A 23,946-nucleotide genomic window follows, 5' to 3' on the forward strand; every position below is an offset into this window, starting at 1 on the left:
GTGCGAGCGCTGTGGGGCTGCCGGGGCTGTGGGTGGCGACACGGGGCTGTCGCCGCCGCGGCATACAGTCGGGCCATGGTCTCCGCGTTGTCCCCCAGTCGAGCCGCCGACTTCATGACGTGCCCGATGCTCTACCGCTTCCGGGTCATCGACAAGCTGCCGTCGCCGCCCACGACGGCGACGGCGCGCGGCACCCTCGTGCACGCCGTCCTCGAGCGGCTCTTCGACCTGCCGGCGCACGAGCGCACCATCGACGCGGCCGTCGGGCTGGTGCCCCAGGAGTGGGACCGCCTCGCCGACGAGGAGCCGGCGATGCTCGACCTGCTCAAGGAGCACGACGGTCGCACCGACGAGTGGTTCGCCGGGGCTGCCGGCCTCCTGCAGACGTGGTTCGGGCTCGAGGACCCGACCCGCCTCGAGCCCGCCGAGCGCGAGCTCTACGTCGAGACCGAGATCGACGGGCTCGTGCTGCGCGGCTACGTCGACCGCCTCGACGTCGCCCCCGGCGGCGCGATGCGCGTCGTCGACTACAAGACGGGCCGCTCCCCCTCGGAGCACTTCGAGGCCAAGGCCCTGTTCCAGATGAAGTTCTACGCGCTCGTGCTCTGGCGCCAGCGCGGCGTCATCCCCAAGCGCCTGCAGCTGGTCTACCTCGGCAACAGCGAGATCGTCGCCTACGAGCCCGACGAGCAGGACCTGCTCGGCACCGAGCGCAAGGTCAAGGCGCTCTGGGCCGCCATCGAGCGGGCCGCGTCCACGGGCGACTGGCGCCCGAGCCCCAGCCGGCTCTGCGACTGGTGCGACCACCGCCCGCTGTGCCCCGCCTGGGGTGGCACTCCCCCGCCGCTGCCGGTCGACGCCGCCGAGCGCGCGGTCGACCCCACCGTCACCGGGGACGTCGAGGTCGACGACTGACGCCACGCCCCGACTGACGCCACGCATGGACCGTCGTCGGGTGCCCCCGGGCGCGGCCCGGCGACACCCGACCGTCAGGTCGTCGTCGCGGTCACCGCCTCAGACGGTGTGCTCGTCGGCGACCGACAGCGCCTCGTCGAGGATCGCCAGCCCCTCCTCGGCCTCGGCCGCGGTCGTCGTGCACGGCGGCACGACGTGGGTGCGGTTGAAGTGGGTGAACGGCCACAGCCCGCGCTCCTTGCAGGCGGCCGCGAAGGCCGTCATCGGCGCGGCGGCCGGGCCGGCCGCGTTGTAGGGCACGAGCGGCTCGCGCGTCTCGCGGTCGCGCACGAGCTCGACGGCCCAGAAGACACCGAGGCCGCGCACGTCGCCGACGCTGGGGTGCTTCGCCGCGATCTCGCGCAGTCGCGGCCCGATGACGTCGGTGCCGAGCATCCGGGCGTTCTCGATGATGCCCTCCTCGCGGAAGGCCGTGATCGACGCGACCGCCGAGGCGCACGCCAGGGGGTGGCCCGAGTAGGTGAGCCCGCCGGGGAAGGCCCGCTGGTCGAAGGTCGCCCGGATCTCGTCGGAGATGACGACGCCGCCGAGCGGCACGTAGCCGGAGTTGACGCCCTTGGCGAAGGTGATGAGGTCGGGGGTGACGCCCCAGCGGTCCACCGCGAACCACTCGCCGCACCGGCCGAAGCCGGCCATGACCTCGTCGGCGATGAGGATGATGCCGTGCTCGTCGCAGAGGTCGCGCACGCCCTGGAGGTAGCCGTCCGGCGGCACGAGGATGCCGTTCGTGCCGACGACCGTCTCGAGGATGATCGCGGCGATCGTGTGCGCACCCTCGACCATGATCGTGTCGCGCAGGTGGGCCAGCGCCCGGTCGGCCTCCTGCTCCTCGGTCTCGGAGTGGAACGCCGAGCGATAGGTGTACGGGCCCCAGAAGTGCACGACCCCGGCGATGCCGGGCTCGGACGGCCACCGGCGCGGGTCGCCCGTCAGGGTGATCGAGCCGGCCGTGGCGCCGTGGTAGCTGCGGTAGGTCGCGAGCACCTTGTGCCGGCCGGTGTGCAGGCGCGCCATGCGGATCGCGTTCTCGTTCGCCTCGGCGCCACCGTTCGTGAAGAAGACGGCGGAGAGCCCGTCGGGCGCGACCTCGGTGATGAGCCGGGCCGCTTCGCTGCGGGCGTCGTTGGCGAACGAGGGCGCGATCGTCGCGAGCCGGGCGGCCTGCTCCTGGATCGCGGCGACGACCTTCGGGTGGTTGTAGCCGATGTTGACGTTGACGAGCTGGCTGCTGAAGTCGAGGTAGCGCTTGCCGTCGTAGTCCCAGAAGTGCGATCCCTGGGCCCGGGCGATGGGCAGCGGGTCGATGAGCCCCTGGGCGGACCACGAGTGGAAGACGTGGTCGCGGTCGAGGGTGCGCACCTGCTGCTCCGTCATCGCGTCGAGGAGCTCGGAGACGACGGTGCGCTGGTCGAGGTCGGTCATGGTGGGTGCTCCTGACGTCAGCGGGTGCGCGGGAAGCCGAGGTCGACGCTCGAGGTGGCCGGGTCGGGCCACCGCTGCGTCACGACCTTGCCGCGCGTGAAGAAGTTGATGCCCTCGGGGCCGTACATGTGCGTGTCGCCGAACAGCGAGTCCTTCCAGCCGCCGAAGGAGTAGTAGGCGACCGGCACGGGGATCGGCACGTTGATGCCGACCATGCCGACCTCGACCTCGTTCTGGAAGCGGCGGGCCGCGCCCCCGTCGCGGGTGAAGATCGCGGTGCCGTTGGCGTACTGGTTGCGGTTGATGAGGGCGAGCCCCTCGTCGTAGGTGTCGACGCGCACGACCGAGAGCACGGGTCCGAAGATCTCGTCGCGGTAGACCGTCATGTCGGGCGTCACGTCGTCGAGCAGCGTCATGCCGAGGAAGAACCCGTCGGCGGGAACCTCCTGCTCGCGTCCGTCGACGACGACGGTCGCCCCGGCCTCCGCGCCGGCCGCGACGTAGCCGGCGACCTTGTCGCGGTGCTCGCGCGTGATGAGCGGCCCCATGTCGGTGCCCTCGGCCGCGCCGGGGCCGACCGTCAGCTTGGGCAGGCGCGAGGAGATGGCCGTCACGAGCTCGTCGCCGACCCCGCCCACCGCCACCGCGACCGAGAGCGCCATGCAACGCTCGCCGGCCGCGCCGTACGCGGCCGAGACGATCGCGTCGGCCGCCATGTCGACGTCGGCGTCGGGCAGCACGAGGGCGTGGTTCTTCGCGCCACCGAGGGCCTGCACGCGCTTGCCGTTCGCGGTGCCGCGCTCGTAGATGTACTTCGCGATGGGGGTCGAGCCGACGAAGCTGAGGGCCGCGACGTCCTCGTGGTCGAGGAGGGCGTCGACGGCCTCCTTGTCGCCGTGCACGACGGTGAAGACGCCGTCGGGCAGACCGGCCTCCTTCCACAGCTCGGCGAGGAAGAGCGACGCGGACGGGTCCTTCTCGCTCGGCTTGAGCACGAACGCGTTGCCGCACGCGATGGCGTTGGCGCACATCCACAGCGGCACCATCACGGGGAAGTTGAACGGCGTGATGCCGGCGACCACGCCGAGCGGCTGACGGATGCTGTAGACGTCGACGCCGCTCGCGGCCTGCTCGGAGAAGCCGCCCTTGAGCAGCTGCGGCACGCCGGTCGCGAACTCGACGTTCTCCAGGCCTCGGGCGATCTCGCCGACCGCGTCGGAGAGCACCTTGCCGTGCTCGGCCGTGACGATGGTGGCCAGCTCGTCGGTGCGCGCGTGCAGCAGCTCGCGGAACGCGAAGAGCACGGCGGCCCGCCGCGAGAGCGAGCTCGTGCGCCAGTCGCGGGCGGCCGCGGTGGCGGTCTTGACCGCGGCGTCGACCTCGCCGACCGAGGCGAGCGCCACCTCCCCCGTCACGCGGCCCGTCGCGGGGTCGTGCACCGGGGCGGTGCGGCCCGAGGCGCCGGGCACGCGCGCGCCCGAGATCCAGTGGTCGATGGGCACAGGCTGCGTCGTCATGCCGCCAACGCTACGTGCCACTCCCACCCCATACAAAGCATCGATTGCTATGTTACGAAGGTGCGCGTCGTCATCTCAGCCCTCGAGGAGCGCCTCGACGCCCCGACCGCCAAGGGCCTGGCCCAGGCGGTGACCCGGGCCATCCGCGACGCGACCCTGCAGCCCGGCGACCAGCTGCCGCCGATCCGCCGCGTGGCCGAGGAGCTGATGATGTCGCCGACCACGGTGAGCGCGGCGTGGTCGCTGCTCGCACGGTCCGGCACGATCCGCTCGGACGGGCGCCGCGGCACGACCATCGCGCCCACCGCGCGCGGCGGGGAGCGCTACACCCGGGCGTTGCGGCACGAGTCGCCCGTGCGCCTCGACCTCTCGACCGGGATCCCCGACGGCGCCCTCCTGCCCGCGCTCGGGCCCGTGCTCGCCGGCTTGTCCGAGCCGGCGACGCCGAGCAGCTACCTCGACGACCCGGTGCTCGACGAGCTGCGCGCCGTGCTCGTGGAGGACTGGCCGTATGCCGCCGAGGAGCTGCTCGTCGTCGACGGCGCGATGGACGCGCTCGACCTGGTCTCGCGCACCCTGCTGCGGCCCGGCGACCTCGTGCTCGTCGAGAATCCCGGCTTCCCGCCGCTGCTCGACCTGCTCGAGGACCGCGGGGTCGACGTCGTCGGCGTGCCGCTCGACGAGACCGGCCTCGACCTCGACCGCGTCGAGGAGCTGCTCCCCCGCCGCCCGGCGGCGGTGGTGCTCCAGCCCCGCGGCCAGAACCCGACCGGGGTGTCGATGTCACCGACCCGGGCGCGCCGCCTCGCCGCGCTGCTGCGCGGGCACGACTGCCTCGTCGTCGAGGACGACTCGAGCGGACCCATCTCGACGTCCGCGGCGATCAGCCTCGGTGCCTGGATCCCCGACCAGGTGCTGCACATCCGCAGCTTCAGCAAGTCGCACGGCCCCGACCTGCGCATCGCGGCGATGAGCGGCCCCGCAGCGCTGCTCGCACCCGTGCGTCACGCCCGGGCCGTCGGGCAGGGCTGGACGAGCCGGCTGCTCCAACGCGTGCTCGCCGGCCTCCTGCGCGACGACGAGTGCGCCCGGAGCACCGCGGTCGCCCGGGCCGAGTACGCCCGCCGCCGCGAGCTCGTCGTGGACCGTCTCGCCACGCACGGCATCGACGTTCCGGGCAGCGACGGGCTCAACATCTGGGTCCCGGTGCGCGACGAGGCGGCCGCGGTGCTCCGGCTGGCCAGCCAGGGCATCGCCGTGACGCCCGGCTCGCCGTTCGCCGTCGACCACCCGACGGGGACGCGTGGGTCGGCCGGCTCGACGGGCTCGCCCGCTCCGGGCGGCCCCACCGCCCCGGCAGGTCACGTCCGGGTCACCACCGGGCTGCTCCGCGAGAACCATGCGGAGGTGGCGGACCTCATCGCCGAGGCTGCGGCTGCGGGGGCGTGGACCGCGCAGCACCGCTGACGGGTGTGGTTCAGGAGCGTTCGGCGTCGCGCGCCCGCAGGCGCGCCTCCTCGGCCCGCACCTGCGCGAGGATGTCGCGCTCGGCGACGAGCCAGGCTGGCATCTCGTCGAGCACGGCCTTGATCTCGTCGGTCGTCAGGTGCTCGCCGACGCCGCTGCGGGTCAGGCCCGAGTTCGAGATGCCGAGGCGGCGCGCGGTCTCCTGGCGGGTGTGCGGACCGTTGCGGCGCAGGTTGGCCAGCCACTCCGGCGGCTCGGCCTGCAGGGCGTTGAGCTCGTCGCGGCTGACGACGCCCTCCTGGAACTCGGCGGGGGTCTCGGCGAGCAGGACGCCGAGCTTCTTCGCGGCCGTCTGGGGCTTCATGGTCTGCGACTTCGGCATGGGGCCAAGCCTAGGGCGCGCCCGGACCTCCGCGCGCCACCCGTCGGCGGGCACGGCGGCCCGTCACGGCCGCCGGCCACTCCCGCGGCGTCCTCTACGCTCGGACGGTGACGGACGACGCAGTGGTGGACGACCCCGTGCTGGACGACCTGCCCGACGAGGCCGCCCCCGACGGTGACGCCTTCCGGGTCGAGTTCGTGCCGGGGGTGACGCCGGACAAGTGGCGACGCACCTGGCTGCAGCGGCTGCCCGACCTCGCCCTCGACCTGGCGCCCGTCGATCAGGCCGAGGCGGTGGCGCACCTGCGCGACGGCAGCGCCTCGATGGCGCTCGTGCGCCTGCCCGTCGACCGCGACGGCCTCCACGTCATCCCGCTCTACGAGGAGGTGCCGGTCGTCGTCGTGGCCAAGGAGCACGTCGTCGCCGCCTTCGAGGAGGTCGACGTCGCCGACCTCGCGGGCGAGGTGCTCGTGCAGGGCCCCGAGGAGGTGCCGGAGTGGGCCGCTGTGGCCACCGCCGATGCCCGTGAACGGTCCACGGCGATGCCGCCGATGACGGCGAAGCAGGCCGTCTCCGTCGTCGCGAGCGGCTCGGGCGTCGTCGTCGTGCCGATGTCGGTCGCCCGGCTGCACCACCGCAAGGACGTCGTGCACCGCCCGGTCACGGGGGTGGCGCCCTCGCGGGTCGGCCTCGCGTGGCGCGTCGACGACGACGACCCGCGCCTCGAGGAGTTCATCGGCATCGTGCGGGGCCGCACCGAGCGCTCGAGCCGCGGCGCGGGCGCGGACGGCGACGCGAAGGCGGGCAGCGACGCGAAGGCGGGCGGCCGGCATACGGACGCGAAGAACAAAGGCACGCGGAAGCCGGGGGCCACGCAGGACCGCGGCCGCACCCTCCCCCAGCGGGGCGGCGCACCACGTCGCCGCAGCGGCTCGGGCGGCAGTGGCTCCGGCGGTGGCGGCAAGGGCGGCTCGCGCCGCAGGGGCCGGCGCTAGAGGCCGGCCCGGGCCCGGCTGACGATCGGCAGCAGGTCGACGGCGTGCACGCCCGCGAGGGTGTCGATGCGCACGGCTCCCTCGATGGCGGGCACCGGCACGACGTGCGGGATCGCGATCGTCGGCACCCCGGCGGCGGTCGCCGAGCGCACCCCCGTGGGCGAGTCCTCGATGGCGACGCAGCGCGCGGGATCGACGTCGACGAGGCGTGCGGCCGCGAGGTAGGGCTCCGGGTGCGGCTTGCCGTGGCTCACCTCGTCGCCGGTGACGAGCGCCGTGAAGGCGCCCTCGGGGAGGTTGCCCACCACCGTGTCGGCGAGCGAGCGCCACGACATGGTGACGAGCAGCGAGGGCACCCCGAGCGCCCCGAGCTCGAGCAGCAGCTCACGCGCGCCCGGCCGCCACGGCACACGGACCTGCACCTGGGCGATGACCCGCTCGAGCAGGGCGTCGATGATCTCGGGCACCGAGAGCGCGATGCCCGACCGGTCGATGATCAGCTGCGCCGACACCTCGAGCGCGTTGCCGACGAGCTGGTGGGCGAACTCGTCGTTCCACACGCCGCCGTGGGCCGCGACGAGCTCGTGCTCGGCCTGGATCCAGTACGGCTCCGTGTCGACGAGCGTGCCGTCCATGTCCCAGAGGACGGCGGCGGGCAGCAGGGACGCCCCACCCTCGGGGTGGGTGCTGGGGGAAGCGGTCACCGGGTCAGTCCTCCGGGTCGTAGGCGAGGTTCGCGGACAGCCAGCGCTCGGCCTCGGCGAGCGTCCAGCCTTTGCGGTCGGCATAGTCCTGCACCTGGTCGCGGCCGAGCCGGCCGACGACGAAGTACTGCGACTGGGGGTGGGAGAAGTACCACCCCGACACCGAGGCGCCGGGCGCCATGGCGCGGCTCTCGGTGAGCGTGATCCCCGTGGTCGCCTCGACGTCGAGCAGGCGCCACAGGGTGTCCTTCTCGGTGTGCTCGGGGCAGGCGGGGTAGCCGGGCGCGGGCCGGATGCCGGCGTACTGCTCCTTGACGAGCGCGGCGTTGTCGAGGTGCTCGTCGGGCGCGTAGCCCCAGAGCTCCTTGCGCACCCGCTCGTGGAGGCGCTCGGCGAACGCCTCGGCGAGCCGGTCGGCGAGCGACTCGAGCAGGATCGCGTCGTAGTCGTCGAGCGCCTCCTTGAACGCGGCGACGCGCTCGGCACCGCCGAGGCCGGCCGTCACGGCGAAGCCGCCGACCCAGTCCTTGGCCGTGCCCTTGGGCGCCACGTAGTCGGCGAGCGAGCGGTTCGGCACGCCCTGGCGGTGGTCGCCCTGCTGGCGCAGGTGGTGGAGCACCTCGACCGGCTCGGTGCGACGCTCGTCGAGGTAGACCTCGACGTCGTCGCCGACGGCGTTGGCCGGGAAGAACCCGACGACGCCGTTGGCGCGCAGCCACTTCTCCTCGACGATGCGGTCGAGCATCGCCTGCGCGTCGTCGTAGAGCTTGCGCGCCGTCGGCCCGCTCGCCGGGTTGTTGAGGATGTCGGGGAAGCTGCCCTTCATCTCCCACGCGTTGAAGAACGGCTGCCAGTCGATGTAGCGGCGCAGCTCGCCGAGCGGGTAGTCGCGCAGGACCTTGACGTGCTGGGCGCTCGCACGCGAGCGGGTGATCGTCGAGACGTCGCGGTCCTGCTGGAGCAGCAGGTGCGGGTGCGGCGGGCGGTAGCCCGACCAGTCGACGGGCGTACGCCGCTCACGCGCCTCGGCGAGCGTCAGCAGCTTGCGCTCGTGCTTGTTCGCGTGCCGGGCGCGCAGCGCGTCGTAGTCGTCCTTGACCTTGGCGAGCAGCTTCGGGCGCAGCTCGTCGCTCAGCAGGGCGGCGGCGGTCGGCACCGAGCGCGACGCGTCCTTGACCCAGACGACCGGGCCGTCGTAGCGCTGGTCGACCTTGACCGCCGTGTGGGCCCGAGAGGTCGTCGCACCGCCGATGAGGAGCGGCAGCGTCAGGCCCTGGCGCTGCATCTCGGCCGCGAAGGACACCATCTCGTCGAGCGAGGGCGTGATGAGGCCCGACAGGCCGATGATGTCGGCGTCGTGCTCCTTCGCGGCGTCGAGGATCTTCTTCGCGGGCACCATGACGCCGAGGTCGATGACCTCGTAGTTGTTGCACTGGAGCACGACGCCGACGATGTTCTTGCCGATGTCGTGGACGTCGCCCTTGACCGTCGCCATGACGATCGTGCCGTTGGTGTCCTTCGCCTTCGCCAGCTCGGGGTCGTCGGCCTTCTCCTTCTCGATGAAGGGGATGAGGTAGGCGACGGCCTTCTTCATGACGCGCGCGCTCTTGACGACCTGCGGGAGGAACATCTTGCCCGAGCCGAAGAGGTCGCCGACGACGTTCATGCCGTCCATGAGCGGGCCCTCGATGACCTCGATGGGCCGCCCGCCGCGCTCGGCGATCTCGGCGCGCAGCAGCTCGGTGTCGGACTCGATGTGCGCGTCGACGCCCTTGACGAGCGAGTGCGTGATCCGCTCGCCGAGCGGCAGCGCGCGCCACTCCTCCTCGGTCACCTCGGCGGCCTGGCCGACCTTGTTGTACTCCTCCGCGATCTCGAGCAGCCGCTCGGCGGCGTCAGGCCGGCGGTTGAGCACGACGTCCTCGATCCGCTCACGCAGCTCGGGGTCGACCTCGTCGTAGACGGCGAGGGCGCCCGCGTTGACGATGCCCATGTCGAGGCCCGCCCGGATCGCGTGGTAGAGGAAGACGGCGTGGATCGCCTCGCGCACCGGGTTGTTGCCGCGGAAGCTGAACGAGACGTTGGAGATGCCGCCCGACACCTTGGCGCCCGGCAGGTTCGCCTTGATCCAGCGCGTCGCCTCGATGAAGTCGAGCCCGTAGGACGCGTGCTCCTCGATGCCCGTCGCCACCGCGAAGACGTTGGGGTCGAAGATGATGTCCTCCGCCGGGAACCCGACCTCCTCGGTGAGGATGCGGTAGGCGCGCGCGCAGATCTGCTGGCGGCGCTCGAGCGAGTCGGCCTGGCCGTCCTCGTCGAAGGCCATGACGACCGCGGCGGCGCCGTACTTGCGCACGAGCCGGGCGTGCTCGACGAACGCCTCCTCGCCCTCCTTGAGGGAGATCGAGTTGACGATCGCCTTGCCCTGCACGCACTTCAGGCCCGCCTCGATGACCTCCCACTTCGAGGAGTCGACCATGACGGGCACGCGGCTGATGTCGGGCTCGCTCGCGACCAGCTTGAGGAAACGGTCCATCGCGGCGACGCCGTCGATCATCCCCTCGTCCATGTTGACGTCGATGACCTGCGCGCCGTTCTCGACCTGCTGCGCGGCGACCGAGAGGGCGGTGTCGTAGTCGCCGTCCTTGATGAGGGTGCGGAACCGGGCCGAGCCGGTGATGTTGGTGCGCTCCCCGACGTTGACGAAGAGGCTGTCGTCGGTGACCGTGAACGGCTCGAGCCCCGAGAGTCGCATCGCCGGGACGAGCGGCTCGGCGACCCGGACCGGCTGGCCCTCGACGGCGCGGGCGATCGCGGCCACGTGCTCGGGCGTGGTGCCGCAGCAGCCCCCGACGAGGTTGACGAGGCCGGCCTCGGCGAACTCGCGGAGGATCTCGGCGGTCTCCTCGGGCGCCTCGTCGTACTCGCCGAAGGCATTGGGCAGACCGGCATTCGGGTAGCACGACACGAACGAGTCTGCGAGACGGGCCATCTCGGCGATGTAGGGACGCATCTCCTTGGCGCCCAAGGCACAGTTGAGGCCGACGGCGAGCGGGGAGACGTGCCGGATCGAGTCCCAGAACGCCTCGGTCACCTGGCCCGAGAGGGTGCGACCGGACGCATCCGTGATGGTGCCCGACACGACGACGGGCCAGCGTCGTCCCTGCTCCTCGAAGAGGGTCTCGACGGCGAAGATCGCCGCCTTGGCGTTGAGGGTGTCGAAGATCGTCTCGATGAAGATGAGGTCGCTGCCGCCGTCGACGAGCCCGCGGGCGGCGTCGAGGTAGGCGGCGACGAGATCGTCGTAGGACACGTTGCGCGCCCCAGGGTCGTTGACGTCCGGCGAGATCGAGGCCGTCCGCGTCGTCGGCCCGAGGGCCCCGGCGACGTAGCGGGGCCGGTCGGGGGTCGTCGCGCCCACGGCGTCGGCCTCGCGCCGAGCCAGTGCGGCAGCCTCGTAGTTCAGCTCGTAGGCGAGGTCGGCCATGCCGTAGTCGGAGAGCGAGATCGCGTTGGCGTTGAAGGTGTTCGTCTCGATGATGTCGGCGCCGGCCTCGAGGTACTCCCGGTGGATGCCGGCGATGATCTGCGGCGCCGTCAGCGTGAGCAGGTCGTTGTTGCCCTGCACGTCGCTCGGCCAGTCGGCGAAGCGCTCACCCCGGTAGCCGGCCTCGTCGGGCCGGTCGCGCTGGATCGCCGTGCCCATCGCGCCGTCGAGGATCATGATGCGCCGACCGAGGGTGGCGGTCAGGCTCTCGGTCGCGTCGGGTCGCTGCTGCGGCGACTGGGACAACGGGGCTCCTCTCGGCGGCGCGGATCTCGCGCCGGATGGTGGACCGGCCCGATTCTACGGACCGTGCCGACCCGGGCGCGCCGCCGCCCGGTCTGCGGTCACCGGGCCCGCCCGACGGCGTCGCACGCGGCCGGGGCGCGCCCGCGGGACTGCGGCCCATCGGCACCGGCAGGTCCTAGGCTGGTGGGGTGGACGCAAGGGCGTCCGCGGTGAAGGAGACGACGTGCTGGAGTTCGAGGACGTGCCGGAGCTCAACGACCCGGTGCTCATCGCGGCCTTCGAGGGCTGGAACGATGCCGGGGAGGCCGCCACGAGCGCCGTCCGGCACCTCGCGGAGGTGTGGGACGCCGAGGTGGTGGCCGCCTTCGACCCCGAGGACTACTACGACTTCCAGGTCAACCGTCCCCGCGTCTCGATGGAGGACGGCCGTCGACTGCTCACCTGGCCGACCACGCGCATCCTCGTCGCCACCGAGACCGGCTTCGACCGCGACGTCGTGCTCGTCCAGGGCATCGAGCCCTCGATGCGCTGGCGCGCCTTCTCGGTGGAGCTGCTCGAGCTCGCCGAGCAGCTGGGCGTGACGACGATCATCACGATCGGTGCGCTGCTCGCCGACGTGCCGCACACCCGTCCGATCCCCGTGACCGCGACGGCCGAGGACGAGGCGGCCATCCACCGCTTCGACGCCGAGGCGAGCCGCTACGAGGGGCCGACCGGCATCGTCGGGGTGCTCTCGCACACGGCCAGCGACTCCGGCATCCCCACCGTCTCGGCCTGGGCGGCCGTGCCGCACTATGCCGGTGGCCCGCCGTCGCCCAAGGCGACCCTCAGCTTGCTGCGCCGCATCGAGTCGCTGCTCGGCATCACCGTGCCGCACGGCGACCTCGAGGAGAACGCCCGCGCCTGGGAGCGCGGCGTCGACGAGCTCGCGCAGTCCGACGAGGAGGTCGCCGAGTACGTCCAGTCGCTCGAGGAGGCCCAGGACACCGCCGAGCTGCCCGAGGCGAGCGGCGACGCCATCGCCCGCGAGTTCGAGCGCTACCTCCGCGGCCGCGACGACGACCAGACCGGCCGCTGACGCGGACGCCGACCCAGCCGGTCCCCGCTCGTCAGATGCGGATGCCCAGCAGGGCGTCCAGCGCGCGTCCGAGCACTCCCGGGGCGCCCGGGTCGTCGCCGCCGCGGCTCAGGGCCTGGCTCGCCCACCGGTCGACGGCCTCGAGCGCGCGGGGGCTGTCGAGGTCGTCGGCGAGGGCGGCGCGCATGTCGTCGACGGTCTGGTCGGCCACCGGGCCGCCGTTGCCCGACAGGGCGCTGCGCCACGTGTCGAGCCGCTGCTGGGCCTGGTCGAGCTGGGAGTCGGTCCACATCCAGTCGCCGGCGTGGTGCCGGGCGAGCAGGGCGAGGCGGATCGCCATGGGGTCGATCCCGTCGCGCCGCAGCTGCGAGACGAGCACGAGGTTGCCGCGGCTCTTGCTCATCTTCTCGCCGTCGAGACCGACCATGCCCTGGTGCACGAACGCCCCGGCGAAGGAGGACGACCCGCTGAGGGCGCGCGCGTGGGCGGCACTCATCTCGTGGTGCGGGAAGACGAGGTCGGTGCCGCCACCCTGCACGTCGACCGGCACGCCGAGGTGGTCGAGGGCGATGCAGGCGCACTCGATGTGCCACCCGGGCCGGCCGGACCCGAGCGAGCCACCGTCCCACTCGGGCTCGCCCTCGCGGTGCGCGCGCCAGAGGAGCGCGTCGAGCCGGTTGCGCTTGCCCTCGCGGTCGGGGTCTCCCCCGCGCTCCGCGAAGACCTCGAGCATGCCGTCCTCGTCGAGGTGGCTCACCGAACCGAAGCGCGGGTCCTTCGCGACGTCGAAGTAGTAGTCCTGCGCACCCGGGCGCGACGCGTCGGGGGCGGCGACGGCATACGCCCACCCCTGCGCGACGAGGCGCTCGATCGGGGGCACGAAGGTGGGGATGCTCTCGACCGCGCCGAGGTACTCGTCCGGCGGGATGACGGCCAGCGCGGTCATGTCCTCGCGGAAGAGCGCGATCTCGCGCGTCGCGAGGTGGCGCCAGTCGAGCCCGTCGCGCTCGGCCCGCTCGAGCAGCGGGTCGTCGATGTCGGTGATGTTCTGCACGTAGCGCACCGCGTGGCCGCTGTCGCGCAGCACCCGACCGAGCAGGTCGAAGGTGACGTAGGTCGCCGCGTGGCCCATGTGGGTGGCGTCGTACGGCGTGATGCCGCAGACGTAGAGCGTGACGACGTCGCCGCGAGCGGCAGGCACCAGCTCTCCGGATGCCGTGTCTCGGACCCGCACCTCGGGTGCGCGGCCGGGAACCTCTGGGATGAACGGCATCGGCCAACTTCTCACGCGCAGACTCTATCCCGGCGTCCACGGCGCCCCGCGCCCGGTGGCGTCCCGGGACCCGTCACGGTCAGGTCAGAGCGGCGGCCAGGGCACCGAGGGCCAGTCACGGCGCGGCTCCGGGTGCACGCCCCGCGCGATGAGGCGGCCCACGCGCTTCACGAGCGCGTCGACGTCGTCCTCCGGCAGCAGCTCCAGCAGCTCGGCGCGCACCAGGTCGTCGTCGAGCGCGCGACGCAGCTGCTCGAGCCGCTCGAGGTCGCGCTCCGGCAACGGCTCGCCCGCCCAGCCCCAGAGCACGGTGCGCAGCTTCGGCGTCGGCGAGAAGGTGACGCCGTGGTCGATGGCCCAGAGCCGACCGGCCTTGTCGCGCAAGCAGTGCGAGCCCTTGCGGTCGGAGTTGTTGAGGGCGGCGTCGAGCACTGACAGGGAGCGCACGTCGTCGGCGCCGGAGTGCACGACCGTCACGGCCGAGCCGGTCGGCGTCTCACCGTCGAGGACGGCGCGCCACCCGTCGGGGGTGCGGCCCTCGGGCACGAGGTCGACGACCACGTCGTCGGCCACCGGGTCGAACGGGTCGCCGATCCAGAGCTGCACCGAGCCCGGGCCCAGCGGCCCGTCGCGCATGACGGTGGGCGGCACGACGTGCCAGCCCCCGAGCCGCGAGACGACGTGCGCGGCGACCTCACGCCCCGCGAGGGTGCCGTCGGGGAAGTCCCAGAGGGGCCGCTCGCCGCGGACCGGCTTGTAGATGACGTGGCCACCGGGCACGCTCGCGATGCGCGCGACGACCGCGAGGTTGGAGGAGTCGGCCACCCGCCCCAGCACCTCGAGATCGCCCGTCAGGTCGACGGGCGACGGGGTGGTCTCAGCGCTTGTAGCCATTGGCCCGCGGGCAGATGTGGCCCGTGGGGTCGAGCGGGTTGCCGCAGAAGGGGCAGGGCGGCCGGCCGGCGGCGACGAGGGCGTTGCTGCGTCGCGCGAAGGCGCGCGCCTGCGCCGGCGTCAGGCTCACCCGGATCGAGTTGCCCGCCAGCGGCGCGACCGGCTCGGCCGGCGCGTCGTCCTGCTCGTCGGGGTCGTGGTCGTGGCACTCGATGACGAGCCGCTGACGGTCCTCGTCCCAGGCCAGCGACAGCGTCTGCACGTGCCAGTCCTCGTCGAACGGCGTCTGCAACGGGTCGGTGTCCTCGGGCGCCCCGCCGGGCTCGCCGGGCTCCACCGCCGCGCCGGGCGCGAGCTGGTCGAGCACGTCGTTCACGCGGTCGGCGAGGATCGAGACCTGCTGCTTCTCGAGGCCGACGGTGACCACGAGCGGGCCGGTTCTCGCCTGCAGGTAGAAGGCGCGCTGACCGGCCGGGCCGACGGTGCCGGCGACGAACCGGTCGACCGGGTCGAAGTCCTGGTAGGTCATGCTCCCGACCCTATCCGACGGCCTCGTCCGCTCCGGCTCCCGCTCCCCCGCCCACGACGGCGTCGCCCTCCGGCGCGGCCGGCCGCTCGGGCGGGCGCAGGCCGGTGAGGTCACCACCGACGTCGTTGACCCGCAGCACGAAGGGCTTCCGGCTCGTGTAGCGCACGACGCTGACGGATGCCGGGTCGACGTGGATGCGCTGGAAGTCGTCGAGGCGGGCCCCGCTCGCGTCCGAGACGATCGACTTGATGACGTCACCGTGCGAGACCGCGATCCACACGGCATCCGGGCCGTGCGACTCCCGCAGCCGCGCGTCGGTCTCGTGCACCGCCGCGAGCGCGCGCTCCTGCATCTGCGCCATCGACTCGGCCTCGTAGGCCTCCGAGTCCGGGAAGCGCACCTCGCTCGGGCGGTCCTGCACGACCTTCCAGAGCTCCTCCTTGGCCAGCTCGGTGATCGGTCGCCCGGTCCACGCGCCGTAGCGGCACTCCCCCAGCCCGTCGTGGACGCTGCGCGGTACGGCGCCCTCCAGCGGGGCCGCGAGCAGGTCGGCGGTCTGCACGCACCGCTCGAGCGGCGACGTGACGATCTCGGCCAGGGTCAGCCCGGCCGCAGCGAGTCGCCGACCGAGCGCCGTCGCCTGCGCCTCGCCGGTCGGATCGAGCAGCACGCCGGGGGTCCAGCCCGCGAGCGTGCCGGCGGTGTTGGAGGTGGAGCGCCCGTGGCGCACGAGCAGGACGGTGGGCACGCCGCCACCCTAGCCCGGCCGCTCCGGCGGGTTCGGCACGCCCTGGGCGCGGTCGGGGGCGCGACGTGGTGAAGTAGGGAGGTGATCGTGGACAAGGCCATCTACCGCGAGGGACGGCGCCAGGGCTGCGGCGACCTCAGCGACGAGCTCGACGTGCTGCGCCTCACCCAGGACGGCTTCCTGTGGATCGGCCTCAAGGACCCCACCGACGAGGAGTTCGACCTCGTCAACGAGGAGCTGCACCTGCACCCCCTCGCCGTGGAGGACGCCGTCAACGGGCACCAGCGCGCGAAGATCGAGCAGTACGAGACCTCGACGTTCGTCGTGCTGAAGACGCTGCGCTACATCGAGGCGACGAGCGACATCGAGACCGGCGAGGTGATGCTCTTCATCGGCGACCGGTTCGTCGTCACGGTGCGGCACGGTGAGGGCAACCCGCTCGCCGGCGTGCGCCAGCGCCTGGAGAACGAGCCCGACCGGCTCCACCACGGCGCGATGACCGTGCTGCACGCGGTCATGGACTCCGTGGTCGACAACTACCTCGTCGTCGACCGCGAGGTGCGCCGTGACCTCGAGCAGATCGAGGAGCAGGTCTTCGCCTCGCACCTCGGGGGCGACGCGAACACGATCTACCGCCTCAAGCGCGAGGTGCTCGAGTTCCGGCGGGCCAGCCAGCCGCTCGCAGACACCCTGACGCAGTTCATGGAGCGGGGCCGCGGCCGCACGCTGCCTGACCCGATCATGCCGTTCTTCCGCGACGTCGCCGACCACCTGCGGCTCGTCAACGACCACGTCGAGTCCTACGACCGGCTCCTGACCGACGTGCTGTCGGCGCACCTCGCGAGCGTCTCGGTCAAGCAGAACGAGGACATGCGCCGCATCTCGGCCTGGGTGGCCATCGCCGCGGTGCCGACGATGATCGCCGGCATCTACGGCATGAACTTCGAGCACATGCCGGAGCTCAGCGCGAGCATCCACGTCGGCGACGGGGAGTTCCAGTACGGCTACTTCGTCGTGCTGCTCGTCATGGCCTCGGCGTGCCTCGGGCTGTTCCGCGCCTTCAAGCGCTCCGGCTGGCTCTGAGCGGGCCTGCGGCTCAGGTCGCCGTGATGACGTTCGTGGCGAGCACGACGACGAGCACGACCCCGAGCACGACGCGGTACCAGACGAAGGCCATCAGGCTGTTCGAGGCGACGAAGCGCAGCAGCCAGGCGATCGAGGCGTAGGCGACGATGAAGGCGACGACGAGCCCGACGAGCACGGGCCCGATGCCGAGCGCGGCCAGGCCGCTCTTCTCCTCGACGGCCTGGAAGAGGCCGGCCGCCGTCAGCGCGGGGATCGCGAGGAAGAAGCTGAGGCGGGTGGCCGTCACGCGGTCGATGCCGCGCGCGATGCCCGCCGAGATCGTCGCTCCCGAGCGGGAGACGCCCGGCACGAGCGAGAAGCACTGCACGAGGCCGATGACGAGCCCGTCGACCGGGCGCACCGAGTGCTCACCCCGGAGCGCCCCCTGCGCCTCGAAGCGGCTGTGCAGCCGCTCGGCCACGACCATGACGACGCTCCAGAGCAGCAGCGCGGCCGCCACGACCCAGAGGCTGCGCAGCGGTCCGGAGACGATGCCACGGCCGAGGAAGCCCACGACGCCGACGGGGATCGAGCCGATGACGACCGCCCAGGCGAGGCCGTAGTCCGGGTCCTTGCGGGCCTCGACGGAGCCGAGGCCGCGGAACCACGCCACGGCGAAGCGCACGATGTCGCGGAAGAAGTAGAGCAGCGTGGCCGCGATCGCGCCGAGCTGGATGACGGCGGTGTAGGCCGTCACGGCCGCGTCGTCGACCTTCAGCCCGAGCAGCTTCTCGGTGATGGTGAGGTGCCCGGTGGACGACACGGGGAGGTACTCGGTGAGGCCCTCGACGATGCCGAGGACGACGGCGTCGAGGTAGCTGAGGTCAGCCATGGTTCAGGGTGGGCCTTCCGGGCGGGAGAGACGGGCGTGGCCGCGCCCCCGTGGGGTGGCAGCCGGTCGGGCACAGTGTCGCACTTCATCCCGGGCCTCCGGTGGGAGCCCGGCCCGGCGCGGCGTCAGGCTGCGGGCCCCGGCGGCTCGAGACCGGCGATGCGCGCGACGACGTCGAGCGTGGTCAGGGCATCGTCGCGCGTCATGCCGCCGCCGACGGCGACCGAGAGCGTCGTGACGCCGGCTGCCTCGTAGCGTCCGAGGCGGCTCGCCACACGGGCCGGTGAGCCGAGCAGGGCTGTCTCGTCGATGAACTCGAGGGGCACGGCAGCAGCCGCCTCGCGGTGCCGGCCGGCCAGGTAGAGGTCCTGGATCCGCGCGGCGGCGTCCTCGAAGCCCATCCGGCAGGCGAGCTGGTTGTAGAAGTTCTGCTCGCGCGAGCCCATCCCACCGATGTAGAGGGCGCAGTAGTCGCGCACGTGGTCGGCGGCGGCCGCGACGTCGTCGACGAGGACGACGGGTGTCGTCGCCACGACGTCGAAACCCGCCATGGGGTGCTCGAGCGGCCCGCGGCCACCGCGCCGGCGACCCGTCTCGAGCGTGGCGAGGAGGTCACCGGCGTGCTCGGGGCTGAAGAAGATCGCGAGCCAGCCCTCGGCGACCTCGCCGGTGAGCTCGAGGTTCTTCGGACCGACCGCCGCGAGGTAGACGGGGATGTCGGTGCGCACCGGGCGCGAGCCGAGCTTGAGGGCCTTGCCCGGCCCGCCCGGCAGCGGCAGCGGGTAGTGCGGGCCGTCGTGGCTGACCGTGTCGCGGCGCACGGCCGCCCGGACGATCTCGACGTAGTCGCGGGTGCGTCCGAGCGGGTGCCGGAAGGGCACACCGTGCCAGCCCTCACTCACCTGCGGCCCGGAGACGCCGAGGCCGAGGCGGAAGCGACCGCCCGACATGGTGTCGATCGTCGTGGCGGTCATGGCCGTCATGGCCGGGGTGCGGCCGGGGATCTGCATGACGGCCGACCCCAGCCCGACGTGCTCGGTCAGCGCCCCGATCCACGCGAGCATCGACGGGCTGTCCGACCCGTAGGCCTCCGCCACCCAGACGCTGTCGTAGCCGAGGCGGTCCGCTGCCTGGGCCAGGGCCACCTGGTCGGCCCCGGTCGTGCCGCGTCCCCAGTACCCGAGATTCACACCGATCCTCATGACCCGCAGGGTATCGGCGCCGACTTCGACGTGCCGGGCACCCGCCGCCGGATGCCGCCCACTACCGTCAGGTCCATGCGCAGGCGTCTCGGCTCGTCCGGTCTTCCCGTCACCCCGCTCGCCCTCGGGACGATGCTCTGGGGCAACGCCGTCGACCGCCACGAGGCCGGTGAGCACCTCCGCGCCTTCGTCGACGCGGGCGGCAACCTCGTCGACACCGCCTACGGCTACGGCGGCGGGGACGCCGAGTCGATCCTCGGCGAGCTGCTCGAGGGCACGGTCTCCCGCGAGGACGTCGTCGTCTGCACCAAGGCCGGCATTTCGCGGGCGGACGGCACGCGACGCGTCGACGTGTCGCGGCGGGGGCTGATGGCCCAGCTCGACACCTCGCTCGGTCGGCTCCGGAGCGACCACGTCGACCTCTGGCTCGTGCACACGTGGTCGGACGACGTGCCGCTGGCCGAGACGATGTCGGCGCTCGAGTGGGCGGTGACGTCCGGCCGTGCTCGCTACGTGGGCGTGTCGAACTACTCCGCCTGGCAGGCGACGCGCGCCCTCAGCCTGCTCGAGGCAGCTCGGATCCCGTTGGTGGCCAACGAGGTCGAGTACTCCCTGACGTCCCGCTCGCCCGAGACCGAGCTCGCGCCGGCCGCCGAGGCGCTCGGCTTCGGGCTGCTCCCGTGGTCACCGCTCGCCCGTGGCGTCCTCACCGGCAAGTACCGCAACGGCATCCCCTCGGGCTCGCGTGCGGGGTCCCCCGACTTCCCGAACTTCGCCGGCCGGTTCCTCGACGAACGCTCGTCGCGGATCGCCGACGCCGTGGCGATGGCGGCCCGGGGGCTGGGCACGACGCCCGCCGAGGTCGCGCTCGCCTGGGTGCGCGACCGGCCCGGTGTGGCGGCGCCGATCGTCGGTGCCCGCACGTCCGGCCAGCTGCGCTCGGCCCTCGCGAGCCTCGAGCTCGTGCTGCCCGACGAGATCGTGGCGGCCCTCGACGACGTGTCGTCGCCGTCGGGCGGTGCCGGCGCCCCGGGACGTCGCTGACCCCGAGCGCCGCCTCCCGGGGTCAGGAACGCGCGGGCGCCCCGTCGGTGACGCGCGGGTCGTCGTCGTCGTCCTCGTCGTCGTCCTCGTCGTCCTCGTCGTCCTCGTCGTCCTCGTCGTCCTCGTCGTCCTCGTCGTCGTCATCGAGGTCGTCGTCCTCGTCGTCGTCGTCGTCCTCGTCGTCCTCGTCGTCGTACTCGTCCGCGTCGAGGCCGGCGTAGACGGCACCGCCCTCGCGGTCCTCGTCCTCGGGGCCGTCGAACTCGTCGCCGTAGATCGCGAGCGGGGTCGCCACCTCGGTCGCCTCGTAGAGCGCCTCGTCGTAGTCGTCGAAGGCCTCGGCGAGGTCCTGGGCGGCCGCCATGACCATCGGGTGGTCGGGGTCTCGGCTGGCGTTCGCCGCCTCGAGGTGGCGTTCGAGGGCGGCGATCAGCTGCTCGAGGGCGGCGCGGGGGTCCACGGTCATGGGTCGACCGTAGTCGACCCATGGGGTGCTGAGAACCGCATCGACGTGACGGGACGGCGAACGGCCCCGCCACGAGGAGCACTCGTGGCGGGGCCGTTCGGTCGTGCGGGTGGCCGGCTGGTGCCGGACCGGGACAGCCCGGAGTCGGGTCAGAGCGGGGCCTTGACCGTGTCGGCGGCCGCGGGGGCCGTGATGTCGACGGGCTCGCCGTACTTGCTCATCGTCATGACCGCCTTGACGCCGGACAGGTCGAAGGTCACCTTGCGCAGGTGGTTCTCCTCGTCGAGCCACGCCGTGTAGGTGATCGTCGCCGGCAGCTTCGTCGCGTCGGAGCCGAGCTGGGCCTGCATGGACTTGGTGTCGAGGGTCAGGTCGTACTTGAACGTCTTGGCGCCGTCGACGGTGTCCTCGCCGACGTACTTGACGTCCGAGACCGCCGCGCCGAACTGGTCGTACATCTTCGACGGGTCCGCCTGGTTGAGCGCGTCGGCGAGCTGCTTGCCCGTCGTCGAGCTGCTGTCGATAACGGCCCACTTGCCCGCGGCGAGGCCAGGGAAGCCCTTCATGTAGACCTTCTTGTCGACGACGATCATGTCGAGCTTCATCGAGCTGCCCATGTCCATGCTCATCTTCATGGCCGGGTTCGACGCGTCGACCTTCGTGTCGCCCTCGATGGCGATCTTCTGGCCGGCGGCGTCCATCGTCATGCTCACGTGCGCCGACGTGGCGTCCTGGCCGGCGGCGTTCATCGCGGCGACGAACGCCGCCTTGTCCTGGTAGGGCTGCGCGGACGCGTCGGTGCTCGGCGCGGCCGAGCTGCTGGCGGCCGACGTCTGGCCCTGGGTCTGGTTCTGGCTCTGGCCGGCTGGGGCCGGGCTGCCGTTCGAGCCACACGCGGCGACGCCGAGCACGGCGGGAAGGACGATGACTGCAGCCGCGGTGCGGCGGATGTTCCACTTCATGACTGACCTCCTGGGCCCTGGACGCCGGGTGGGTCCGGGCGGTTCCCCCGACGGCCGCCCGTCCGCACCCGTCTCCGGGCCGCACGGGCGGTCAACTGACCCTCGAACCGTATCGCGCCGAGCGCTCGCACCGACCCACCGCCGCCACCTACCGGGGTGCGTCCAGGGTGATCCCTGAGGTCGACCTCGGGGATCACCCCGGTGGCGCGACGGGGCGCGCACCGGGGTGACAGAATGGTCGGCGATGACGGAGTACGAGTACCGGGTCCTCACCTTCGACCGCCACACGTCCAAGTCCCAGGCGCGACAGGCGGTGCGTGAGCACGCCGAATACGGCCGGTGGGAGCTGTCGCGGACGGTGATCTACGAAGGCGGTGTCCGCCGGATGTGGCTGCGCCGGCGCATCATGCGCATCGAGCGCACGGCCTGAAGCCTCACGCACGGCCTGGGGCCGCGCCGACGCGCGGGTGCAGCCGCCGGCATACGGCCGCGGGTCAGCAGGTGCGCAGGAAGTCGCCGAGCACGCGCGCGCCGAACCGCAGCGAGTCGACGGGCACCCGCTCGTCGATGCCATGGAACATCGGCGCGAAGTCGAGGTCGGCCGGCAGCCGCAGCGGCGCGAAGCCGTAGCCCTGGATGCCGAGCCGCCCGAGCGCCTTGTTGTCGGTGCCGCCGGAGAGGCAGTAGGGCAGGACGGCCGCCTCGGGGTCCTCGCGCAGCAGCGCCTGCTTCATCGACTCGACGAGGTCGCCGGAGAACGGCGCCTCGAGCGCGACGTCGCGGTGCACGACCTCGACCTCGACGTGCTCCCCCGCCAGCTCGCGGATCGTGGCCATGAGGGCGTCCTCGTGGCCCGGCAGGAAGCGGCAGTCGACGGCCGCGGTCGCCGTCTGCGGGATGACGTTGTGCTTGTAGCCCGACTCGAGCATCGTCACGTTCGCCGTGTCGCGCAGCGTGCCGCGCACGAAGCCCTGGGCGCCGCCGAGCGTGGCGAGCAGGGGCTCGAGGTCGGCGTCGTCGGCCGAGAGCCCGGTCATCGTGCTCAGGGTGTCGAGCAGCTCGCGCACCGACGCGATGTACTCCCGCGGCCACTCGTGCGCGGCGATGCGCCCGACGGCCCCTGCGAGCCGCACGATCGCGTTCGCGTCGTTGGGCACCGAGCCGTGGCCCGCGCGGCCGTGCGCGCGCAGCCGCAGCCAGGCGATGCCCTTCTCGGCGGTCTGCAGCAGGTAGGCCCGCTGCTGGCCCGTCGGGGTCGGCACCGTGACGCTGTAGCCGCCGACCTCGCTGATCGCCTCGGTGACGCCCTCGAACCACTGCGGGTGGTGGTCGACGAGCCAGTGGCTGCCGTGCGTGCCCCCGGCCTCCTCGTCGGCGAAGAAGACGAAGGTCGTGTCACGGGCCGGCTTCGTGCCGGTGCGCGCGAAGTGACGGATGTTCGCGAGGATCATCGCGTCCATGTCCTTCATGTCGACGGCGCCGCGGCCCCAGATGCACCCGTCGCGCTCCTCGGCGCCGAAGGGGTCGACCTGCCAGTCGGCGGCGTTCGCCGGCACGACGTCGAGGTGACCGTGCACGGCCAGGCCGGGGCGCGAGGAGTCCTCGCCCTCGAGCCGCACGACGACCGTCGCGCGACCCGGCTCGCTCTCGAGCAGGGTGCCCTCGAGACCGACGTCGGCGAGCTGGCCCATGACGTACTCGGCGGCCTCGCGCTCCCCCGGGCCCGAGCCGTCGCCGTAGTTCGACGAGTCGATCCGGATCAGCTCGGCGCAGAGGCGCGCGACCTCGTCCTCGGGCGCGGACGCCCCTGTCGCAGTGGGCGTCACGGTGCGGTCGGCGTCGCTGTGGCTCATGCCGATCAGCGTATGCCGGGTGCCGGGCGCCGGCGCATCCGCCCGGTTTGGTCTTTTGCGCAGGCCCCGTGCTAACGTTTCGTCTCGCCGCAAGGGATTCCACGAGCCCCTTGCACATCACCTTGTCGGGGTGGCGGAATGGCAGACGCGCTAGCTTGAGGTGCTAGTGCCCTTAACGGGCGTGGGGGTTCAAGTCCCCCCCTCGACACCAGCCGGTCCCGGGTCTTCGCAGGTCGAAGACCCGGGACCGTTCTCGTTCCCCGGGCTGCACGAGCGGACGCGCGCTGCGGGCCGGCGCCCGCTCAGTCCGCGTCGGGCCCGACCCCCGGGTCGAGCACGGAGAGCAGCGTCCGCACGTCCGTCCCCGCCTCGAGCGGGTGCCGCAGGGGCCGGTCCGCCCGGAGCGAGTAGGCGTTGCGCCGGCCCGCCCGTCGCCGGCTGAGGTAGCCGGCCGTCTCGAGGTCGCCCACGATGCGCTGCACCGCGCGCTCGGTGATCCCCACCTGCTCGGCGACGTCCCTCATCGTCGCGTCGGGGTCGCGGGCGAGGCACACGAGGACGTGCGTGTGGTTGGACAGGAAGGTCCACCTGGACGTTGACATGCGACAAGTATTTCGCCAATACTGTGTCGCGCAAGGGGAGTATCCCGAAACGAGAGCGTCGTCACCCCGGTCGACCCCGACCC

At 72.6% G+C, this 23,946-nt stretch carries 22 protein-coding genes and 1 tRNA gene; 8 read left to right on the plus strand and 15 right to left on the minus strand.

All coding sequences use genetic code 11. The features are described 5' to 3' along the window. The first annotated feature begins 75 nt into the window (after positions 1-75). Positions 76-915: a RecB family exonuclease gene (locus ABD979_RS17925; protein ID WP_345508876.1), complete on the plus strand. Its 840-nt coding sequence runs from the start codon at positions 76-78 to the stop codon at positions 913-915. Between the two features lie 99 nt (positions 916-1,014). Here the strand turns inward: ABD979_RS17925 and ABD979_RS17930 are convergent, their stop codons facing one another. Together ABD979_RS17930 and ABD979_RS17935 are read right to left on the minus strand one after the other, a co-directional pair. Then, positions 1,015-2,397, minus strand: a complete 1,383-nt coding sequence (locus tag ABD979_RS17930; protein WP_345508877.1) for an aspartate aminotransferase family protein — start codon at positions 2,395-2,397, stop codon at positions 1,015-1,017. A 17-nt stretch (positions 2,398-2,414) separates the two neighbouring features. Continuing rightward, on the minus strand, positions 2,415-3,914 hold the full coding sequence (locus ABD979_RS17935; protein WP_345508878.1) for a CoA-acylating methylmalonate-semialdehyde dehydrogenase: 1,500 nt from the start codon (positions 3,912-3,914) through the stop codon (positions 2,415-2,417). 60 nt (positions 3,915-3,974) lie between these two features. Between ABD979_RS17935 and ABD979_RS17940 the strand changes: the two genes are divergently transcribed. Beyond that, positions 3,975-5,381, plus strand: a complete 1,407-nt coding sequence (locus ABD979_RS17940) for an aminotransferase-like domain-containing protein (protein ID WP_345508879.1) — start codon at positions 3,975-3,977, stop codon at positions 5,379-5,381. Between the two features lie 10 nt (positions 5,382-5,391). Here ABD979_RS17940 and ABD979_RS17945 read toward each other — a convergent pair whose 3' ends face one another. Beyond that, entirely contained in the window at positions 5,392-5,763 is a 372-nt protein-coding gene (locus tag ABD979_RS17945) for a DUF5997 family protein (RefSeq protein ID WP_345508880.1), read from the minus strand. 107 nt (positions 5,764-5,870) lie between these two features. On the opposite strand from ABD979_RS17945, the gene ABD979_RS17950 reads away from it, so the two are divergent. After that, positions 5,871-6,758 carry a LysR substrate-binding domain-containing protein gene (locus ABD979_RS17950; protein ID WP_345508881.1) on the plus strand — a complete coding sequence of 296 codons (888 nt, stop codon included), beginning with the start codon at positions 5,871-5,873 and terminating at the stop codon, positions 6,756-6,758. Here ABD979_RS17950 and ABD979_RS17955 read toward each other — a convergent pair. Together ABD979_RS17955 and metH are read right to left on the minus strand one after the other, a co-directional pair. Beyond that, a complete protein-coding gene (locus tag ABD979_RS17955; RefSeq protein ID WP_425584006.1) occupies positions 6,755-7,393 on the minus strand; it encodes an HAD family hydrolase in 639 nt (212 codons plus the stop codon). The two genes, ABD979_RS17950 and ABD979_RS17955, sit on opposite strands and share 4 nt — an antisense overlap. 73 nt (positions 7,394-7,466) lie before the next feature. After that, complete coding sequence (gene metH, locus ABD979_RS17960; protein WP_425584004.1) at positions 7,467-11,255, minus strand: methionine synthase; 3,789 nt, start codon at positions 11,253-11,255, stop codon at positions 7,467-7,469. Between the two features lie 223 nt (positions 11,256-11,478). Here metH and ABD979_RS17965 point away from each other — a divergent pair, with 223 nt between their 5' ends. Then, positions 11,479-12,333, plus strand: coding sequence for a PAC2 family protein (locus ABD979_RS17965; RefSeq protein ID WP_345508883.1), 855 nt, complete (start codon positions 11,479-11,481; stop codon positions 12,331-12,333). A gap of 31 nt (positions 12,334-12,364) precedes the next feature. Here ABD979_RS17965 and mshC read toward each other — a convergent pair whose 3' ends face one another. The 4 genes from mshC to ABD979_RS17985 form a co-directional block, all read right to left on the minus strand. Further along, positions 12,365-13,621, minus strand: a complete 1,257-nt coding sequence (mshC, locus tag ABD979_RS17970; RefSeq protein WP_345508884.1) for a cysteine--1-D-myo-inosityl 2-amino-2-deoxy-alpha-D-glucopyranoside ligase — start codon at positions 13,619-13,621, stop codon at positions 12,365-12,367. A gap of 69 nt (positions 13,622-13,690) precedes the next feature. Beyond that, the gene (locus tag ABD979_RS17975; protein WP_345508885.1) at positions 13,691-14,500 is read right to left on the minus strand and encodes an SCO1664 family protein; all 810 of its coding nucleotides are present in this window, start codon (positions 14,498-14,500) and stop codon (positions 13,691-13,693) included. After that, positions 14,484-15,029: a DUF3090 domain-containing protein gene (locus tag ABD979_RS17980; protein ID WP_345508886.1), complete on the minus strand. Its 546-nt coding sequence runs from the start codon at positions 15,027-15,029 to the stop codon at positions 14,484-14,486. Before ABD979_RS17980 ends, ABD979_RS17975 begins: the two co-directional genes overlap by 17 nt. A 10-nt stretch (positions 15,030-15,039) precedes the next feature. Further along, complete coding sequence (locus tag ABD979_RS17985) at positions 15,040-15,777, minus strand: MSMEG_4193 family putative phosphomutase (protein WP_345508887.1); 738 nt, start codon at positions 15,775-15,777, stop codon at positions 15,040-15,042. A gap of 81 nt (positions 15,778-15,858) precedes the next feature. Between ABD979_RS17985 and corA the strand changes: the two genes are divergently transcribed. Next, the gene (gene corA, locus ABD979_RS17990; protein ID WP_345508888.1) at positions 15,859-16,860 is read left to right on the plus strand and encodes a magnesium/cobalt transporter CorA; all 1,002 of its coding nucleotides are present in this window, start codon (positions 15,859-15,861) and stop codon (positions 16,858-16,860) included. Between the two features lie 13 nt (positions 16,861-16,873). Here the strand turns inward: corA and ABD979_RS17995 are convergent, their stop codons facing one another. Together ABD979_RS17995 and ABD979_RS18000 are read right to left on the minus strand one after the other, a co-directional pair. Next, the gene (locus ABD979_RS17995) at positions 16,874-17,734 is read right to left on the minus strand and encodes an undecaprenyl-diphosphate phosphatase (protein WP_345508889.1); all 861 of its coding nucleotides are present in this window, start codon (positions 17,732-17,734) and stop codon (positions 16,874-16,876) included. Positions 17,735-17,859: 125 nt separating this feature from the next. Next, on the minus strand, positions 17,860-18,936 hold the full coding sequence (locus tag ABD979_RS18000) for an LLM class F420-dependent oxidoreductase (protein ID WP_345508890.1): 1,077 nt from the start codon (positions 18,934-18,936) through the stop codon (positions 17,860-17,862). 75 nt (positions 18,937-19,011) lie between these two features. Between ABD979_RS18000 and ABD979_RS18005 the strand changes: the two genes are divergently transcribed. Beyond that, entirely contained in the window at positions 19,012-19,980 is a 969-nt protein-coding gene (locus ABD979_RS18005; protein ID WP_345508891.1) for an aldo/keto reductase, read from the plus strand. Positions 19,981-20,002: 22 nt separating this feature from the next. Here ABD979_RS18005 and ABD979_RS18010 read toward each other — a convergent pair whose 3' ends face one another. Together ABD979_RS18010 and ABD979_RS18015 are read right to left on the minus strand one after the other, a co-directional pair. After that, positions 20,003-20,446, minus strand: a complete 444-nt coding sequence (locus ABD979_RS18010) for a hypothetical protein (protein WP_345508892.1) — start codon at positions 20,444-20,446, stop codon at positions 20,003-20,005. A gap of 149 nt (positions 20,447-20,595) precedes the next feature. Then, positions 20,596-21,408, minus strand: coding sequence for an SCO4651 family lipoprotein (locus ABD979_RS18015; RefSeq protein WP_345508893.1), 813 nt, complete (start codon positions 21,406-21,408; stop codon positions 20,596-20,598). Positions 21,409-21,652: 244 nt separating this feature from the next. Between ABD979_RS18015 and ABD979_RS18020 the strand changes: the two genes are divergently transcribed. Then, positions 21,653-21,838: a DUF5703 family protein gene (locus ABD979_RS18020; RefSeq protein WP_345508894.1), complete on the plus strand. Its 186-nt coding sequence runs from the start codon at positions 21,653-21,655 to the stop codon at positions 21,836-21,838. 64 nt (positions 21,839-21,902) lie between these two features. Here ABD979_RS18020 and ABD979_RS18025 read toward each other — a convergent pair whose 3' ends face one another. Then, positions 21,903-23,261, minus strand: coding sequence for a M20/M25/M40 family metallo-hydrolase (locus ABD979_RS18025; RefSeq protein WP_345508895.1), 1,359 nt, complete (start codon positions 23,259-23,261; stop codon positions 21,903-21,905). Positions 23,262-23,385: 124 nt separating this feature from the next. On the opposite strand from ABD979_RS18025, the gene ABD979_RS18030 reads away from it, so the two are divergent. After that, positions 23,386-23,472: transfer RNA gene (locus ABD979_RS18030), tRNA-Leu, on the plus strand. A 91-nt stretch (positions 23,473-23,563) separates the two neighbouring features. Here ABD979_RS18030 and ABD979_RS18035 read toward each other — a convergent pair. Further along, positions 23,564-23,863, minus strand: a complete 300-nt coding sequence (locus ABD979_RS18035) for a helix-turn-helix transcriptional regulator (RefSeq protein WP_345508896.1) — start codon at positions 23,861-23,863, stop codon at positions 23,564-23,566. Between the last annotated feature and the right edge of the window lie 83 nt (positions 23,864-23,946).

This window comes from Terrabacter aeriphilus, assembly GCF_039542985.1.
Lineage (GTDB): Bacteria > Actinomycetota > Actinomycetes > Actinomycetales > Dermatophilaceae > Terrabacter > Terrabacter aeriphilus.